16 protein-coding genes are annotated in these 17,209 nt (G+C 31.6%); 2 read left to right on the top strand and 14 right to left on the bottom strand.

Features of this window, described 5'->3' with window-relative positions:
• Nucleotides 1-4: 4 nt before the first annotated feature.
• The 7 genes from FRY74_RS01625 to FRY74_RS01595 form a co-directional block, all read right to left on the bottom strand.
• Nucleotides 5-742 carry a Bax inhibitor-1/YccA family protein gene (locus tag FRY74_RS01625; protein WP_147097957.1) on the bottom strand — a complete coding sequence of 246 codons (738 nt, stop codon included), beginning with the start codon at nt 740-742 and terminating at the stop codon, nt 5-7.
• A 75-nt stretch (nt 743-817) separates the two neighbouring features.
• A complete protein-coding gene (gene folE / locus FRY74_RS01620; protein ID WP_147097955.1) occupies nt 818-1,435 on the bottom strand; it encodes a GTP cyclohydrolase I FolE in 618 nt (205 codons plus the stop codon).
• Between the two features lie 10 nt (nt 1,436-1,445).
• A complete protein-coding gene (locus FRY74_RS01615) occupies nt 1,446-1,856 on the bottom strand; it encodes a 6-pyruvoyl trahydropterin synthase family protein (protein ID WP_147097953.1) in 411 nt (136 codons plus the stop codon).
• A gap of 16 nt (nt 1,857-1,872) precedes the next feature.
• Entirely contained in the window at nt 1,873-2,661 is a 789-nt protein-coding gene (locus FRY74_RS01610) for a CDP-alcohol phosphatidyltransferase family protein (protein ID WP_147097952.1), read from the bottom strand.
• Nucleotides 2,662-2,889, bottom strand: coding sequence for a VF530 family protein (locus tag FRY74_RS01605; protein ID WP_147097950.1), 228 nt, complete (start codon nt 2,887-2,889; stop codon nt 2,662-2,664).
• A complete protein-coding gene (locus FRY74_RS01600; protein ID WP_147097947.1) occupies nt 2,890-3,411 on the bottom strand; it encodes a KdsC family phosphatase in 522 nt (173 codons plus the stop codon).
• Entirely contained in the window at nt 3,408-4,178 is a 771-nt protein-coding gene (locus FRY74_RS01595) for a Rossmann-like and DUF2520 domain-containing protein (protein ID WP_223265796.1), read from the bottom strand. Before FRY74_RS01595 ends, FRY74_RS01600 begins: the two co-directional genes overlap by 4 nt.
• Nucleotides 4,179-4,249: 71 nt before the next feature.
• Between FRY74_RS01595 and ccsA the strand changes: the two genes are divergently transcribed.
• Nucleotides 4,250-7,348 carry a cytochrome c biogenesis protein gene (gene ccsA, locus FRY74_RS01590; RefSeq protein WP_147097946.1) on the top strand — a complete coding sequence of 1,033 codons (3,099 nt, stop codon included), beginning with the start codon at nt 4,250-4,252 and terminating at the stop codon, nt 7,346-7,348.
• Nucleotides 7,349-7,449: 101 nt separating this feature from the next.
• Nucleotides 7,450-7,938 carry a hypothetical protein gene (locus FRY74_RS01585; RefSeq protein WP_147097944.1) on the top strand — a complete coding sequence of 163 codons (489 nt, stop codon included), beginning with the start codon at nt 7,450-7,452 and terminating at the stop codon, nt 7,936-7,938.
• A gap of 107 nt (nt 7,939-8,045) precedes the next feature.
• Here the strand turns inward: FRY74_RS01585 and FRY74_RS01580 are convergent, their stop codons facing one another.
• The 7 genes from FRY74_RS01580 to asnA all read right to left on the bottom strand — a co-directional run bounded on the left by FRY74_RS01580 (nt 8,046) and on the right by asnA (nt 17,124).
• Nucleotides 8,046-8,426, bottom strand: a complete 381-nt coding sequence (locus tag FRY74_RS01580) for a VOC family protein (protein ID WP_147097942.1) — start codon at nt 8,424-8,426, stop codon at nt 8,046-8,048.
• A 30-nt stretch (nt 8,427-8,456) separates the two neighbouring features.
• On the bottom strand, nt 8,457-11,900 hold the full coding sequence (locus tag FRY74_RS01575) for a pyruvate carboxylase (RefSeq protein ID WP_147097940.1): 3,444 nt from the start codon (nt 11,898-11,900) through the stop codon (nt 8,457-8,459).
• A gap of 124 nt (nt 11,901-12,024) precedes the next feature.
• Nucleotides 12,025-13,128 carry a chorismate mutase gene (locus FRY74_RS01570; protein WP_147097938.1) on the bottom strand — a complete coding sequence of 368 codons (1,104 nt, stop codon included), beginning with the start codon at nt 13,126-13,128 and terminating at the stop codon, nt 12,025-12,027.
• 5 nt (nt 13,129-13,133) lie between these two features.
• Complete coding sequence (locus FRY74_RS01565; protein ID WP_147097936.1) at nt 13,134-13,976, bottom strand: prephenate dehydrogenase; 843 nt, start codon at nt 13,974-13,976, stop codon at nt 13,134-13,136.
• Nucleotides 13,973-15,139: a pyridoxal phosphate-dependent aminotransferase gene (locus FRY74_RS01560; protein ID WP_147097933.1), complete on the bottom strand. Its 1,167-nt coding sequence runs from the start codon at nt 15,137-15,139 to the stop codon at nt 13,973-13,975. The genes FRY74_RS01565 and FRY74_RS01560 overlap by 4 nt, the downstream gene beginning before the upstream one ends.
• Nucleotides 15,136-15,957 (bottom strand): prephenate dehydratase, encoded by an 822-nt coding sequence (locus FRY74_RS01555; protein ID WP_147097931.1) that lies wholly within the window; start codon nt 15,955-15,957, stop codon nt 15,136-15,138. Before FRY74_RS01555 ends, FRY74_RS01560 begins: the two co-directional genes overlap by 4 nt.
• 129 nt (nt 15,958-16,086) lie before the next feature.
• Nucleotides 16,087-17,124 carry an aspartate--ammonia ligase gene (gene asnA / locus FRY74_RS01550; protein WP_147097929.1) on the bottom strand — a complete coding sequence of 346 codons (1,038 nt, stop codon included), beginning with the start codon at nt 17,122-17,124 and terminating at the stop codon, nt 16,087-16,089.
• Nucleotides 17,125-17,209 lie beyond the last annotated feature (85 nt).

Raw genomic sequence — 17,209 nt, 5'->3', positions numbered from 1 at the left:
AGGATTATTTTCTATCTCCTAAAAAACGAAGCATGAATAAAAATAGGTTTACAAAGTCTAGATATAAACTTAAAGCACCCATAATTGCAAGTTTATTTGTCATTTCATGCCCATATTCCTGGCCACTTCCAATTCTTTTTAATTTTTGCACATCGTAGGCAATTAATCCTGTAAAAATTAAAACACCTAAGACACTAATAATTAAATCCATCATAGCATTACCCATAAAAATGTTTACAACACTTGCGATGATGATACCAATTAAAGCCATCATTAGAATTGAACCAAATTTGGTTAAGTCGGTTTTAGTAGTATACCCTAAAACTGCCATAACAGCAAAAGTTGCAGCGGTAATAAAAAATGTAGTAAAAATTGAACTACCAGTATAAACTAAAAAGATGGTACTTAAGCTCAATCCCATTAATAGCGAGTAAATTAGAAATAAACCTAATAGAACTGTTGAAGAAAACTTTTGAAACCCTGCAGAAATTAATAAAACAAATCCAAAAGGAGCAAACGTAACGATATATCCTAAAGCATTCATTCCTCCTTCAGCATTAAAGAGCATAGAAATTAAATCCATATCAGTACCAAACCAATAAGCAATAGCTCCGGTTATTGTTAGAGCAGATGCCATGTATGCAAACACATTTGATAAGAATGATTTAGCAATCGCATTTTCACCCGTAAAACTACTTTCTGTTCGTTGAATAGGGTCGTTAAATAAATTGTTATTTTCCATTTTTTATAATTTTATTTTTTATTCTAATACTCAAATCTCATTCCTTTTATAAAACAAAGTCAGTTTGACAGTGTTTTATGACATTTTGTGAGAGATTAAAGCAATAAACTCTTTTCTAGTGCTATCTTTTTCAAAGGCACCAGTAAATGAAGATGTTGTTGTTGTTGAATTTTGTTTTTGAATACCACGCATTTGCATACACATATGCTTAGCTTCAATTACTACGGCAACACCTTTTGGGTTTAAAGTTTCTTGAATACAATTCATAATTTGATCGGTTAATCTTTCTTGGACTTGCAATCTTCTGGCAAATGCATCAACAACTCTAGGAATTTTACTTAATCCAACAATATGACCGTTTGGAATATAAGCAATGTGAGCTTTTCCAAAAAATGGTAACATGTGGTGCTCACACATAGAATAAAGTTCAATGTCTTTTACAATTACCATGTGGTCATGGTTTTCAGCAAACATTGCTCCCTTTAATATTTCTGCTGGATCTAAATCATAACCATGTGTTAAGTATTGCATTGCTTTAGCAACTCTTTCTGGTGTTTTTTGTAATCCTTCTCTGTTTATATCTTCACCTAATTCAGTTATAATATTTTCATAATGTTTAGATAGCGACTCAATTTTTTTTTCGTTGTATTGTTCAACTTTTTCGTACCCATCCATATTGTTTTCTTTCATCATATCATTCATGTTATCCGTAATATTCTATTGAGTTATTTTCTGTTTCAACCACTTTTACACAATGTAATTGGCAATCTAATTGATTTACATCTTTTTCAATTTCTTCCCATATTGCAATTGCAATATTTTCAGCTGAAGTAATTTTACCTTTCATAAAATCTACATCCAGATTTAAGTTTTTATGATCTATTTTATAAATTACTTTTTCTCGAACTATTTTACTTAAAACCTTTAAGTTTACTACAAAGCCAGTTTCAGGGTTTATATCTCCTTTTATGGTTACAAAAAGCTCATAGTTGTGTCCGTGCCAATTTGGGTTTGAACATTTGCCAAAAACTTCAAAGTTTTTTTCATCGCTCCATTCTTTTTTAAACAAACGATGGGCTGCATTAAATCGTTCTCTTCTGGTTAGGTAAATCATAAAAACAAATATAAGTTTATTGACTAGATTTTTTCTGAGGAAGAACTATTTTTCTTACCCCGATTATCAATAATATAAATACATTGTAAATTATAAGGAACTCAGAAATGAAATTTATTAAGCCTAAAGTTAACATTACTCCAATTATTAATAATTGAAAGCCAAGTCCGTAAATTGATACAAATGTCATAAACCAATTAGGGAATGAACTTTTATTTTTAGCCCTTGAATCCATTGCAAAAATGATTTTATCATAACCACCATAAAAGATGGTATAGATAATAAAAAGAAAATTAACTATTTGTTGATTTTCGCCATGCAATGCTTTTGGAAAAGAAGATTCTTTGATGCGGCTAGTTGTATCACCTCCATCAGAATTGTTTCGAAGAATAGTATAATAATAATTGAAAACGGTACCTTGTAATTGAATTGAAAAAAAGGCCATTAACATTAATCCAAAGGAGTTTTCGGTAACAATATGAATGGCATAAAGGAAGCCGAAATTTAATGCAAAATCCAAGTTAGAATCTAAAAACCGACCAATATAAGAAGGTTTTTGTCTTAATCGAGCCAATTCGCCATCAGCAGCGTCTATTATTGATTTTAATATTAAAAGGAATAGAGCAGTGATGTAAAATTGATTAAGAATACAGTAAATTGCGGCCAATCCTACAAGAAAAAACAACAGTGTAACATGAACTGGTGTAAATGATGTTTTAACTAATGATTTGGCAAATATTCTTGCTAAAAAACGTCCATAATCAGATAGATCAATAAATTTATTCTCAGGTGCTAATTTTGACATTTACATCTTGCGCTCCATAATTTCAAGGTACAAGTCTTCTACCTTTTTACGTGCCCAATCTGTTTGGCGTAAAAATTTTAAACTTGAATTCATACTAGGATTACTAATGAAACAATTTATTTTAACATGCTTTCCTAGTTTTTCCCACCCATAATAATCTACTAAAGTGGTAAGTACAACTTTTAAGGTTATTCCATGTAACGGATTGTTTTTTTGAGTTTCTGTCATTTACCAAGTATGAGCATCTTTATCAAACCAGTTACCCTGACAACGTAATACTTGTTCTATAATATCTCTAACACAACCTTCGCCACCATTTTTATCAGAAATGTAATGGCTAATGTTTTTAATTTCAATTGCTGCATTTTTAGGGCAAGTAGCAACACCACTTTTTTGCATTACAGGGTAATCTGGAATATCATCACCCATATATAAAATATTCTCTTTTGAAATATTTTTACCATTTACATAGTTGTCAAAAATTTCAATCTTATTACTTGCTTTTAAAAACACATCAGTAATACCTAGTCCATTTAAACGTTTACGAACAGTTTCTGAACTTCCTCCTGAAATTATCGCAATGTTATAGCCTTTTTTTACAGCATATTGCAAAGCATAACCATCTTTAATATTCATTTGTCTTAGTTGGTCGCCATCTGGCATAATCATAACCATACCATTAGTTAAAACACCATCAATATCAAATATAAAAGTGTTTATTTTTGGAAGTAATTCTTTGAAATTGCTCATTTATCTTTTTGAATATTTTGAGTGATTAATCGGTAAATTTCTTGATAATTAATTAAATCATCTAATTGGCTTAAATGATTTGCAATAATTTTTTCATCATTTCTTATTGCTGGTCCAGTTTGAACATCTTTAGCATGATTCAGGGTGATTTTTTCTGCGGTTTCTCTAATTAGTGGTTTTAGAATATTAAAATTCACATTATTCTTTGAACACAAATCTTCTGCAATAGCATACATGTGGTTTGTGAAGTTACAAGCAAAAACAGCAGCTAAGTGTAATTTTTTTCGTTGTTCAGAACTTACTAAGTGAACAGAGTTAGATAGCTTGTTTGCTAAATCATAAAGTAAATCTTCATTCTCATTTGCTTCTATGCAAAAAGGTACTTCTAGTAAATTAATAGTTTTCGATTTGCTAAAAGTTTGTAAAGGATAGAAAATGCCGTAATTTTTAAATCCAGTTTCTTCAAAAATTGTAATAGGAATACTTCCTGAAGTATGAGTAATAAATATGTTTTTATCTAAAACTTGCTGAAGGACTGACTCGATAGCATCATCTTTAATTGAAATAATGTATAAATCTGCATTTGAGTTAAGGGTTACTAAATTATCAATTGCTATAGATTGAACTTCATCTGCAAGTAGCAAAGCATTATCTATATTTCGACTGTAAACTTGCTCAATATCAAAGCCTTCGTTAAAAAAAGCTTTAGCTAAATGGGTGGCAACATTACCAGCACCAATAAATGTTATGGATTTGATGTCTTTCAAATAATCAGATTTAAACCTAAGGTCTGTGTAAAATTAGTTATTTTTGCGGTCAATTTTCAAATCAATAAATCATGCTTAAAACCATTAAAGATATTCTATTTTCTACTCGTTTAACTGCTGTTTTATTGTTTGTTTTTGGAGCAGCTATTGGAGTGGCTACATTTATCGAAAACGATTTTGGAACACCAGCCTCTAAGGCAGTAATTTTTAATACACGGTGGTTAGAATTAGTAATGCTTTTATTAACCATAAATTTAATTGGTAATATATTTAAGTATAAAATGATCCAACTTTCTAAGTTGGCAACTTTAACTTTTCATGTGGCATTAATCATTATCTTAATTGGTGCAGGTATTACAAGATACATTAGTTATGAAGGATTGATGCATATTAGAGAGGGTGAAACAAGTAATACAATAGTTTCTGACGATACTTTTTTACAGTTTAAGGTTGACAATCAAGAAATACAAACTTCTTACGAGAAGAAATTATTTTTAAATCCTTTATATAACGCGCCTTTTAATATTGATTTTGATTTTGTAGGTTCTGATGTAGAAGTAACCTTCAAAGATTTTATTCAAAATTCTATTGACACCGTAATTCCAGATGATAATGGTAAAAATATTATTGAGATTGTAACTGTAGGTCAAAAAGGGAGAGTTTCTCGTTTTATAGAGCAAGGTCAAACTAAGTTTTTTGGCAACTTTCCGGTAGCTTTTGATAACAATACTGTTGCTGAAGCTGTAAAAATTATGACTACTGACACCGGTTTAATTATGGTTTCTCCATACGATGTGAACTATTTAAGTATGGATGACCAGAGCACAGGCTTATTAAAAAAAGATACGATTCACGTATTTAAAAACAGAAGGCTATATAGTATTGGGCAAGTACAAATGGTGTATAAGCAAGTGCATGAAAAAAGTGTAATAAAACAAGTAAGTGCCGATAAGAAAAATCCAAATGGAGAGGATGCATTAATAGTTGATGTAACTTGCAATGGAAAAAGTAAAGAGGTTATTTTATTTGGAGGAAAAGGTTATTTATCTAACCCAACTATATTTCAATTAGAAGGACTAAATTTTTCGTTAACCTATGGAGCAAAACAAACTACAGTTCCATTTGAAATAACTTTAGATGATTTTATTTTAGATAAATATCCAGGGTCAATGAGTCCATCTTCATACGAAAGTGAAGTAACTTTAAATGATAACAGAAATGGTGGAGTTAAATTCTCTCAAAAAATATTTATGAATAATGTGTTAGATTACGATGGCTATAGATTTTTTCAATCATCATACGATCAAGATGAGTTAGGAACTGTACTTTCTGTTAATCATGATTTTTGGGGAACAACTGTAACTTATATTGGTTACTTTTTATTAGCTCTTGGAATGGTAATTACATTAATTACTAAAAACTCAAGGTTTAATATCTTACGTCGTAAGGTGAAAGAAATTCGTTTAAAAAGAGAAGCTATGACAGTTGTTTTAGCGTTATTCTCTTTTGTTGGTTTACATGGGCAAGATGGCCACAATCATAAAAATGAAACAAAAGATTTTGTTGAGGTAAATAAAGAGCATGCAGACAAGTTTGGGCGATTATTGGTGCAAGATGCTGATGGTAGAATTAAGCCTGTGCAAACAATGGCTTCTGAAATGTTGCGTAAAGTAACACGTAAAGAAATGTTTAACAACATGACACCATCTCAGGTGTTATTGAGTATGATGTATAACCCACCTTATTGGCAACAATTACCAATGATTAAGGTAAATCATCCTGAGTTGGAAGAAAAATTGGGAGCCAAAGATCATTATGCACCATTTTTAAACTTTTTTGATAAAAACTTCCAATACATTATTCAAGAAGATGCAGAAATTGCAAACCGTAAAAAACCATCAGAACGAACAAAATATGATAAAGAAGTAATAGCTGTTGATGAACGAGCAAATGTTTGTTTTATGATTTTTGATGGTTCATTATTTAAAATATTCCCTAAAGTTGGCGATGAAAACAATACTTGGTTTACCAGTAGAGATTACAAGCAATTTACTTCGCACGATTCGGTATTTGTAAAGTCGATGTTGCCTTATTATTTCTCTGTGGTTTCAGAATCGTTTAAAACAAAGAATTGGGCAACTGCCGATAGTATTTTAACACTTGTTGCCGATTACCAATACAAATTTGGTGCTGAGGTAATTCCAGAACAATCTAAAATTGATCTAGAAATTACCTACAATCGAGTAAACATATTTAAGCGTTTGTTTATGTATTACACCTTTGTTGGTTTACTGATTTTGGTGTTTTTGTTTATGGATATTTTTAGTGCTAAAAAATGGAAAAAAACAGTTGTTAAGTTTTTAACAGGAGGTTTGTTTATTTTGTTTGGCTTACATACTATAGGCTTGGCTGCTCGTTGGTATATTTCAGGGCATGCACCATGGAGTAATGGATACGAATCGATGATTTATATTGGTTGGGCAACAGTTTTTGCAGGTTTTTTGTTTTCAAGAACATCAAAAATGACTTTGGCTGCAACTTCAATTTTAACAGCTTTAATTTTGATGGTAGCTCACCTTAATTGGTTAGATCCAGAAATTACACCTTTAGTACCCGTTCTTAAATCGTATTGGTTAATGATACATGTTGCTATTATTACAGGTAGTTATGGTTTCTTAGGTTTAGGTTGTTTGTTAGGTTTTATGAACCTTATATTGATGATAGTGAAAACAGCTAAAAACAGATTAAGAATTAACTCAACCATAAAAGAGTTAACCATTATTGTAGAAATGACCTTAACAGTTGGTTTGTTTATGGCAGCAGTAGGTACATTTTTAGGTGGTGTTTGGGCTAACGAAAGCTGGGGACGTTACTGGGGTTGGGATCCTAAAGAAACATGGGCGTTGGTAATAGTGTTGATTTATGCCATGATTTTACACTTACGTTTTATACCAAAAGCAAATGGAAAATACCTATTTAACTTGGTTGCTGTACTTGGGTTTAGCACAGTAATTATGACTTATTTTGGTGTAAACTATTACCTAGCTGGGTTACATTCTTATGCTAAAGGCGATCCTGTGCCAATACCTACATTTGTGCCGGTTACCTTAGCAGTTGTATTGTTGGTTGGTGTTGTTGCTTACCTTAGAAATAGAAAGGATAGGGTTTAAAAGCCAATCAGTATTTGGGATTATAGTACGTCAAATGCCGTATTTATCACATTGTTAGTGTGTTGAAGTGATATTTTACCTATTTTGGTAAAAAAAAAGACATGAAAAAATTATTGATTCTAAGTTTAATATTAACGCTAACTACTTTTGGTTTTACTCAAACCAAATCTTACACATTTAACTTAAATAAAGCAGAGCACAATTTTAAAGGCGATTTAATTAAAACAGGTTTTTTAGGTGAAGGAGATAATGCTTCACTTGTTGAAACTGTATATTTTATTGAAAATAAAATTTTGATAGTTTATAAAGTGAGTACAACCAATAAAGGAACTGGAGTAGTTATGTCAGCTGAGGTATTATCTGTTCCTATTGCTGATATAGATTTAGCGGCAGCAAAAATCGAGGAAGATAAAGGGAGCTTTGAAATAAGTTTTATGACAAAAGATTTTCAATCATCTGTAAAGAAAGATATCTATTCTGATTTTATGGCATTAATGAGTAATGATGCTTTTATGGGAGATATCGTATGCGGTGATAAAACTACAGCAGAAAATCTGTTAGCACTTTTAAAAGAGGAAGCTGTTAAATAGTTTATTTCTTTTTTCGTCTTTCCGAGCTTGTCTCGGAATATTGCTATTGAGATTGCGGATCAACATTTCGGCAAACTAAGGATGACATTGCCCGGAATGACGAATATTTACCTCATCGAATGAATACCAACAACGCTACCTTCAGTATCTTGTATGTAAGCAACAAAACCATTTTCTCCAATACTAAACTTAGGTTGTAAAATTTTACCACCAGCAGCTTCAACTTTTGCCAATACATTATCCATTGTTGGGTTAGCATTTAAATATACAAAAGTTCCTTTGTCGCTTGGTTTATGATACTCTCCAGTAGCAATTGCTCCTGATGCTTTTCCAGTTCCTGGTTCAAATGGAAATAGGGCTAATTTTTCATCACCCATGTCCATTAGCGTCATTTCTATGTCAAAAATGGTTTCGTAAAACTTTTTGCTTCGTTCTATATCTAAAGCAGGTATTTCAAACCAGTTTAATGCATTTGTAGTGCTATCCATCGTTTTTGCTTTTTTATTTAAACAATAAACTTACTCAAATTCTACTACTAAGTCGCTTTGTTCTACCATAGTACCTTCGGTTAAATGTACTTTCTTTACTTTTCCATCAGTAGGGGCCGTAACGGTAGATTCCATTTTCATGGCTTCCAGTACAAACAACGACTGTTCTTTTTTAACTACATCACCAGCCTTAACTTTAAGTTGTACTAGCTTGCCTTGTAATGGAGCTCCTATTTCATTATCAGCCTCAGCTTTTACGTGTTTTACTTTTGTAGAAACTGCTGTGTTGTCTTTAACTTTTACACCTCTTGTTTGTCCGTTAAGGTTAAAGAATACATTTCTATAACCATCATCATCGGCATTAGTGGTATATAAATACTCCACAATAATCATTTTACCCGATTCAAATTCTATGGTAATTTCTTCATTGTGTTTCAACCCATAAAAGAATGCAGTTGTTGGGATGTAAGAAACATCACCATATTGTTGATGGTGATTAAAATAATCTTCAAACACTTTTGGGTAAAATTTGTATGATAAGAAATCTAAGAAATTACAGTGCTTGTTAAACTTTACTTGAAATTCAGCAAATTCTTTTTCAAAATCGATAGGAGCAAGGTGAGCATTTGGTCTATCGGTATATGGTTTTACATTTTTTAAGATAACTTTTTGTAATTTCTCCGGAAAGCCTTGGTAAGGTTGCCCTAAATCACCTTTAAAGAAATTGATTACCGATTCAGGAAACGAAAGTGTTTCCGCTTTATCGTAAACATCTTGTTCGGTTAAATTGTTTGAAGTCATAAACATTGCCATATCACCTACCACTTTAGAAGAAGGAGTAACTTTAACAATGTCGCCAAACATATCGTTTACCGTTTCATAATTCTTTTTAATGGTTTCAAATTTTTCTTCTAATCCTAAACCTCTTGCTTGAGGTCGTAAGTTAGAGTATTGTCCGCCAGGTATTTCGTGGTCGAATACTTGAGCAGTACCTGCTTTTAATCCAGACTCAAAAGGATAATATTGTTCACGTACAGCTTCCCAATAGTTAGAATATTCGTTTAATTTTTTTAAGTCAAATTCTTCTGCTCTAGGGTGTCCTTGAAACATTGCAACCAGCGAATTAAAATTAGGTTGTGAGGTTAGTCCAGAAACTGAACTCAACGCTACATCCATAATATCAACGCCAGCTTCAACGGCTTGTAAATAAGTAGCTACTTGTAATCCCGAAGTATCATGTGTATGTAAATGAATAGGAATGTCAATAGTTTTCTTTAACTCAGTAATTAGTTTGTGAGCAGAATATGGTTTTAACAGCCCAGCCATATCTTTTATACCTAAAATATGAGCTCCGGCATCTTCCAGTTGCTTTGCAAAATCTAAATAGTACTGCAAAGTATATTTATGTTGGGTTGGATCTAAAATGTCACCAGTGTAGCAAATACAAGCTTCAGCAATTCCATCAGTTCTTTCATTAACAGCAGTAATACTCGTTTTCATCGAATCGAACCAATTTAATGAATCAAAAATTCTAAATACATCCAATCCATTTTTTCCTGATTCTTCAATAAATTTCTCTACTAAATTATCTGGGTAAGCGGTATATCCAACAGCATTAGAGCTACGAATTAACATTTGTGTTAACACGTTGGGCATAGCTTTTCTTAGTAATTGTAAACGAGCCCATGGGTCTTCATGTAAAAAACGCATCGACACATCGAAAGTAGCTCCTCCCCACATTTCCATAGAAAATAATTGTGGGAAATGTTTAGAAAAACCTTCAGCAACTTTTAGCATATCGGTTGTACGAACACGAGTTGCTAATAGTGATTGGTGAGCATCTCTAAAAGTAGTATCGGTATATTTTATGCTTGGATTTTCTTTTACCCAATCAATAAATTTATCTCTACCCAATTCGGTTAACAAGTCTTTTGTCCCTTTTGGATGAGTACTAAAACGGTCAAAATCTGGAACAATAGGAGTAACAAAAGTTTTGTTTGGATCAACAAACTTTACATCTGGATTTCCATTAACAATTACTTCTCCTAAATATTTTAATGTTTTAGTTCCTCTATCAAATTTTCTTTTAAACTCAAAAAGTTCAGGGTGGTTTTCAATAAATTTAACTGTTACATCTCCATTCTGAAAATCGGGATGAGTTATTACATTTTCTAAGAAACCAATATTGGTTTTTACACCTCTAATTCTAAATTCTTTTAAGGCTCTTTCTAATCTTTGGCAAGTTCCTTTTAAGGTTCTTCCCGAAGCAGAAATTTTTACCAACATTGAATCAAAAAATGGAGAAATAGTTGAGCCAGTATATAAACTACCAGCATCTAAACGAATACCATAGCCAGCTGCAGTTCGTTGAGCTACAATTGTTCCGTAATCAGGTGTGAAATTATTTTGAGGGTCTTCAGTTGTAATTCTACATTGTATAGCATAACCGTTACATTTTACGTCTTCTTGACTTTTTAAGAAAATTTGTGGATCGGCTAATTTATATCCTCGCGCAATTTGTATTTGAGAGCGAACAATATCAATTCCTGTAATTTCTTCAGTAATGGTATGCTCAACTTGTATTCTAGGGTTTACTTCAATAAAGTAAATGTTTTCATCTGGATCAACCAAAAACTCAACCGTACCAACATTATTGTAGTTAACCGATTTACAAATGCTTGTGGCATAATTGTAAATTTTGTTTTTTGCTTCTTGTGACAAATTTTGACATGGAGCAACCTCAACCACTTTTTGAAAACGACGTTGAACAGAGCAATCACGTTCAAACAAATGAACCATGTTGCCATGCTCGTCAGCCATTATTTGAACTTCAATGTGTTTTGGCGAATCAATAAATTTTTCAATAAAAATGGTGTCATCACCAAAAGCTGTTCCTGCTTCTCCTTTTGCTTCGTAGTACGACTTTAATAATTGCTCATCATTTCTAACTACACGCATTCCTCTACCACCTCCACCAGCGGCAGCTTTTATCATTATCGGATAACCAATTTTATGAGCTTCACTTAAAACGGTAGCATTATCAGATGTTTTAATTTCGGAGCCTTCAATTACTGGAACTTGAGCTTTTACAGCAATTAATTTTGCAGCAATTTTATCTCCTAACTGTTCCATTACTTCTGGAGCAGGACCAACAAAAATTATCCCTTCTTCTCTACATCTTTTAGCAAAATGAACATTCTCTGACAAAAAACCATAACCAGGATGAATCGCATTTGCACCAATATTTTTAGCTACGTTAATAATCTCTTCTATATCTAAATAAGGTTTTAACGGGTCGTCATTTTTGCCAATTTGGTAAGACTCATCAGCTTTATATCTGTGTAAAGAATACCTATCTTCGTAAGTGTAAATAGCAACTGTTCTAATATGTAGTTCAGTTGCAGCTCTAAAAATTCTTATCGCAATTTCACCACGGTTTGCTACTAAAAGTTTGTTGATTTTTTTGAGTTCCATTTTTTAACCAGTATGTTAAATATTTAAAAAAAGTTTAGTTTTTTGCAAAATTAGACTAAATATATTGTTTAATGAATTTTAGCGATAAAAAAATAGCGTCTATCTAAAATTAAATGTTATTCATCTATCTCTTAACTAAAATTTTGTCTAACCATTTGTTTGAATTCATAATATTATTTTGCCGAGTTATTGATTCTAGATGAATATCAGATAAAAATTTTACAATAAAATCTTTTGTTAAACCTTTAGATTGACCTTCTATTACACTTTTTTCAACAATTTCTTCCCAACGGTTCGACTGTAATATTTTAATTCTATTTTGTTTTTTGTATTCACCAATTAAATCTGTTGTTTTCATTCGCTGAGATAAAATTTCAATCAGTTCACTATCTAAAATATTTATTTTTTGACGTAAATTATCTAACTCAGTATCTTTCCCTTTTTTAGGGAGTTTACTTTCTCTTATGACAATTTGCTCAATTAATTTTTTTAATTCAAAAGGAGTGATTTGTTGCTTGGCATCACTCCAAGCTTTATCAGGGGTAATATGAGATTCAATCATAAGTCCATCAAAATTTAAGTCAATAGCTTCTTGTGATATTTCTAATAAAGTATCTCTTTTTCCACAAATATGACTTGGATCGCAAATCAATGTTAATTCAGGAAAACGTTGTTTTAATTCAATAGGAATTTGCCATTGAGGAGGGTTTCTAAAATTTGATTCTCCATATTTAGAAAATCCTCTATGAATTGCTCCTACATTTTTAACACCAGCTTTTAAGATTCGTTCAATACCACCTTCCCATAAATCAATATCTGGATTTACAGGATTTTTTAATAAAACGGTAATATCAACACCTTCTAAAGCATCAGCAATTTCTTGCACTGCAAATGGATTAACTGTTGTACGAGCTCCTAACCACAAAATATCTACATTATGTTTTAATGCAGAGTAAACATGTTTAACATTCGCAACTTCAACAGCAGTTTTTAAGCCAGTTTCTTTTTTAGCTTCAGCTAACCATTTTAAACCCTCAGCACCCACACCTTCAAAACTTCCTGGCTTGGTTCTCGGTTTCCATATTCCTGCACGTAATACATCTGCCTTTTTAGTTTCTGCTAGCTGAATAGAAGTTGTTATTAATTGTTCTTCAGTTTCTGCACTACATGGACCACTAATTAAAATTGGACCACTGTGTACACTTAATTCATTATTTATTGATTTCATCTTTTTTAGTTTTTTATAATTTTTCTTATTTCATTTGCTTTTTTCATGCTACTTATTAATTCCGTAGAATTACCTTCCTCAATGTTTTGTTTCAACGTTTTTAATTTCTCGATATAACTTTCAATTGCTGGCAATAAATTCTCTTTGTTTTGCATCGCAATAGACTCCCACATTTGAGGAGAACTTTTTGCCAATCGTGCAGTTGATGAAAATCCACTTCCAGCTAAGTTGAAGATATTTTGTTCATCTTTTTCAATAGCTAAAACTGTTAAGCTTAAAGCGAAAGAGCAGATATGAGATAAGTGAGAGATGTAAGCTAAATGTTTGTCATGCTCTTTCGAGTTCATAAAAACGATATCGCTTTTTAGCTTTTTAAATAACTCAACTATTTGTGATAGTAGATTCTCATTACTATCCTCTTTATCACAAATCACAATTTTTTTACCATCAAACAAATTTTGAATGGCAGCTTGTGGCCCTGAATTTTCTGTTCCAGCAATAGGGTGGGCAGCTACAAAGTTTTTTCTGCTAGGATGTTGTTTTAATGCATCACAAATTTTACTTTTTGTAGAGCCCATATCTATTATTACTTGTTGAGGTTGAATATTATCTAATAAGCTCGTAATTATTGACGTGCTCACTGTTGTTGGTGTTGCTACAATGATAATATTACACTCATCTAGAAGCGTTTGTTCATTAGCTATTTTATTTATCAATCCTAACTTTAATGCTTGACTTTGATGAGCTGTTTGAACATCTAAACCAAAAACAATAAATCCTTCTTTTTGTAAAGAAAGACCTAGTGAACCACCAATCAATCCCAATCCTATAATTCCTATATTTCTCATTGTGCTATAAATTTTTTAATTCTAGTTATTGCTTCATCTAATGTTTCAATATTATTACATAATGAAACTCTAATGAATTTACCTCCTTTACTGCCAAAGATGCTTCCAGGAGTAATGAAAACTTTAGTATTGTACAATAGCAAATCTGAAAAAGAAGTTGAATTTGAAATGCTTTCAGGAATTTTAGCCCAAACAAACATCCCAACTTGATTTTTGCTGTATTTACATTTTATTACATCTAACAATTCCCAAACCTTTTTTCTGCGTTCTTCATAAATTAAATTATTGCTTTTGTACCAATCTTTACCTAATTCGAGTGCTTTAATGGCAGCATGTTGTACTGGTAAAAACATTCCCGAATCCATGTTGCTTTTAAATTTTAATATTTCATCAATTCGTGATTGATTTGCTACTAACATTCCTAATCTCCAACCTGCCATATTATGCGATTTACTTAACGAATTAAGTTCCATTACAACTTTTTTGTTTGGGTCTAATTCCAACAGACTTTTTGGAGTATCATTTAAGGTTAAGCTGTAAGGATTATCATTACAAATTAAAATGTTATTGCTTTTGGCTAAAGCAATCAATTGTTTTAAAGTGTTCCAATTTCCATTTGCACCAGTTGGCATATTAGGGTAGTTTACCCACATTAATTTAGTTTTGGCTGATATAAGTTGTTCAATCTCTTTTAGGTTAATGTCCCAATCGTTACTCTCATCCAAATTGTAGTGTACAACCTTTCCTCCAGCTAAATTAGTAGCAGAAGTGTAGGTTGGGTAACCCGGATTTGGCACCAAAACTTCATCACCTTCATTAAGGTAGGTCATGCTGATGTGCATAATTCCTTCTTTAGAACCAATTAATGGTAGAACTTCATGATTGCTATCGATAGCTATTTCGTAAATAGAATTGTACCAATTTGCCATTGCATATCTTAATTCAGGAATGCCTTTATAGCTTTGGTAAGCATGGTTGTTAAAGGCATTAGCTGAGTCAGTTAATGCTTTTACAACTCCTAATTCAGGGGCTAAATCTGGGCTTCCAATTCCTAAGTTTATTACCTTTTTCCCAACCTTATTTAACTCATCTATCTCTTTCATTTTTTTTGAGAAATAGTATTCATTTACGGTGTTTATTCTATTTGCTGTTTGAATGTTCATTTTATTCCTTTTTTGTAGTTTCCTAATATTTTAACTTTAGTTGTGTGATTATTTAATTGTAGAATTAAGTTGTTGAAATTGCTGTAGGCACTATATTCTAAATCGCTATGGAAATAATATTGCCAACTAGATCCAACAATTGGAAACGACTGTAGTTTAGTTAGATTAATGTCATTTTTTGTTATTAATTCTAACACTTTAGCCAAGCTTCCTTTGGTATTTTCTACTGAAAAATAAAGGGATGCTTTATTAGTGTCTTTAACTTCTTCAATTTCATTTTTACTTAGTATTAAAAAGCGTGTGTAATTAGCTTTGTTTGTTTCAATTGAACTAGTTAAAATTTCCATTCCGTAAATAGAAGCTGATAACTCACTTGAAATAGCTGCTTTTTTTCCCCAGTTATTGTCTTTAATTCTTTTAACACTCGCCGCAGTATCTTCAGTTTCTATAACTTTTATATTTTTTAGCTTAGAAAGAAATTCACTACATTGGTAAATTGCCATAGGGTGAGAATGAATCTCTTCTATATCTTCAATTTTAGTTCCCGGTATCACAATCAAATTTTGAACAATTGGTAAGTATACTTCTCCAATTATTTTTAAATTAGACTGCTGTAATAACTTGTAATTTTGTAAAATGCTTCCTGCAATAGAATTTTCTATTGCCATAATACCTAAATCACATTCTTGTTGAGTTGTAACTTTATTTACTAACTCATGGAAGTTTACGCAACAAAGCACTTCCACTTCTCTATTGAAAAATTTATTGGCTGCTATTTGATGAAAGCATCCTTCTATTCCTTGTATTGCTATTTTCATAAGTTTAAATTTTATTAAAATAAAAAAGGGAGCTTATTAGGCTCCCTTCAGTTTTAAACATGATTAGGTAACCCTCAATTTTTGAAGTTGAAGAAATAATAAAAAAAGTATGTGATGCTTTTGTTCATTTTATAATAATTTAATTCCAGAGTAAGAACAGATTTCTTTCATTGATTTTGGCCAAATACTAGCTTGAACTTCACCAACATGAGCCTTTTGTAACAAGTACATGCAAGTTCTCGATTGGCCAATTCCGCCACCAATTGTGTAAGGAAGCTGATCATTTAATAATAACTTATGAAACAAAAATTCTTTTCTACTTTCTTCACCAGAAATTTCCAATTGTTTTAATAACGCTTTTTTGTCAACTCTAATTCCCATTGATGATACTTCGAAAGCTCTTTCAATTGTAGGGTTCCAGAAAACAATATCTCCGTTTAAACCGTAATAACCTTCTTTAGTTTCAGTTGTCCAATCATCATAATCTGGAGCTCTACCATCGTGAGGTTCTCCGTTTGAAAGTTTTCCACCTATTCCAATTATGAAAACAGCACCATACTTTTTAGCAGCTTCTGTTTCTCTCTGTTTTACAGTTAATTCAGGGTATTCTCTTAATAAATCTTCAGCATAAACAAAAGTGATTTTACTTGGTAAAGTTTGTTTTATTTCTGGGTACTCTTTTGTTAAATGTTCTTCAGTTCTTTTATATACATTAAAGATTTTCTCTACAGTTTCTTTTAGATAATCTATAGTTCTATCTTTTTGGTCAATTGTTTTTTCCCAATCCCATTGGTCAACATATATAGAGTGTAAGCTTCCTAGTTCTTCATCTGGTCTTAGAGCATTCATGTCAGTATAAATTCCACGACCAGTTTCTAATTTTAAATCGGCTAACTTTAAACGTTTCCATTTTGCTAGCGAGTGAACTACTTCTGCTTTTTGTTCGTCCATTCCTTTAATAGGAAAAGATACTGGTCTTTCAATACCATTTAAATCATCGTTAATTCCTGTTCCTCTTAAAACGATTATAGGAGCAGTAACTCTTCTTAATAATAATTCATCTGCAATGGCTACTTGAAAGTAGTCTTTAATTTTTTTAATTGCCTTTTCTGTTGTCTCAACATCAAGTGCAGGTTTGTAATCTTTTGGTAAAATTAATTCGCTCATTTTTTTAGTTTTTATAATTGGTTATGATTTGATTTTAAAATAAAAAAGCCTTTCTCTGTTTGGAGAAAGGCTTTAAAAAAATTGA

This window comes from Vicingus serpentipes (genome assembly GCF_007993035.1).
Classification (GTDB): Bacteria; Bacteroidota; Bacteroidia; order Flavobacteriales_E; family Vicingaceae; genus Vicingus; species Vicingus serpentipes.
The sequence above is the reverse complement of the archived record's forward strand: the minus strand, read 5'-3'. Positions and strand labels throughout refer to the sequence as shown.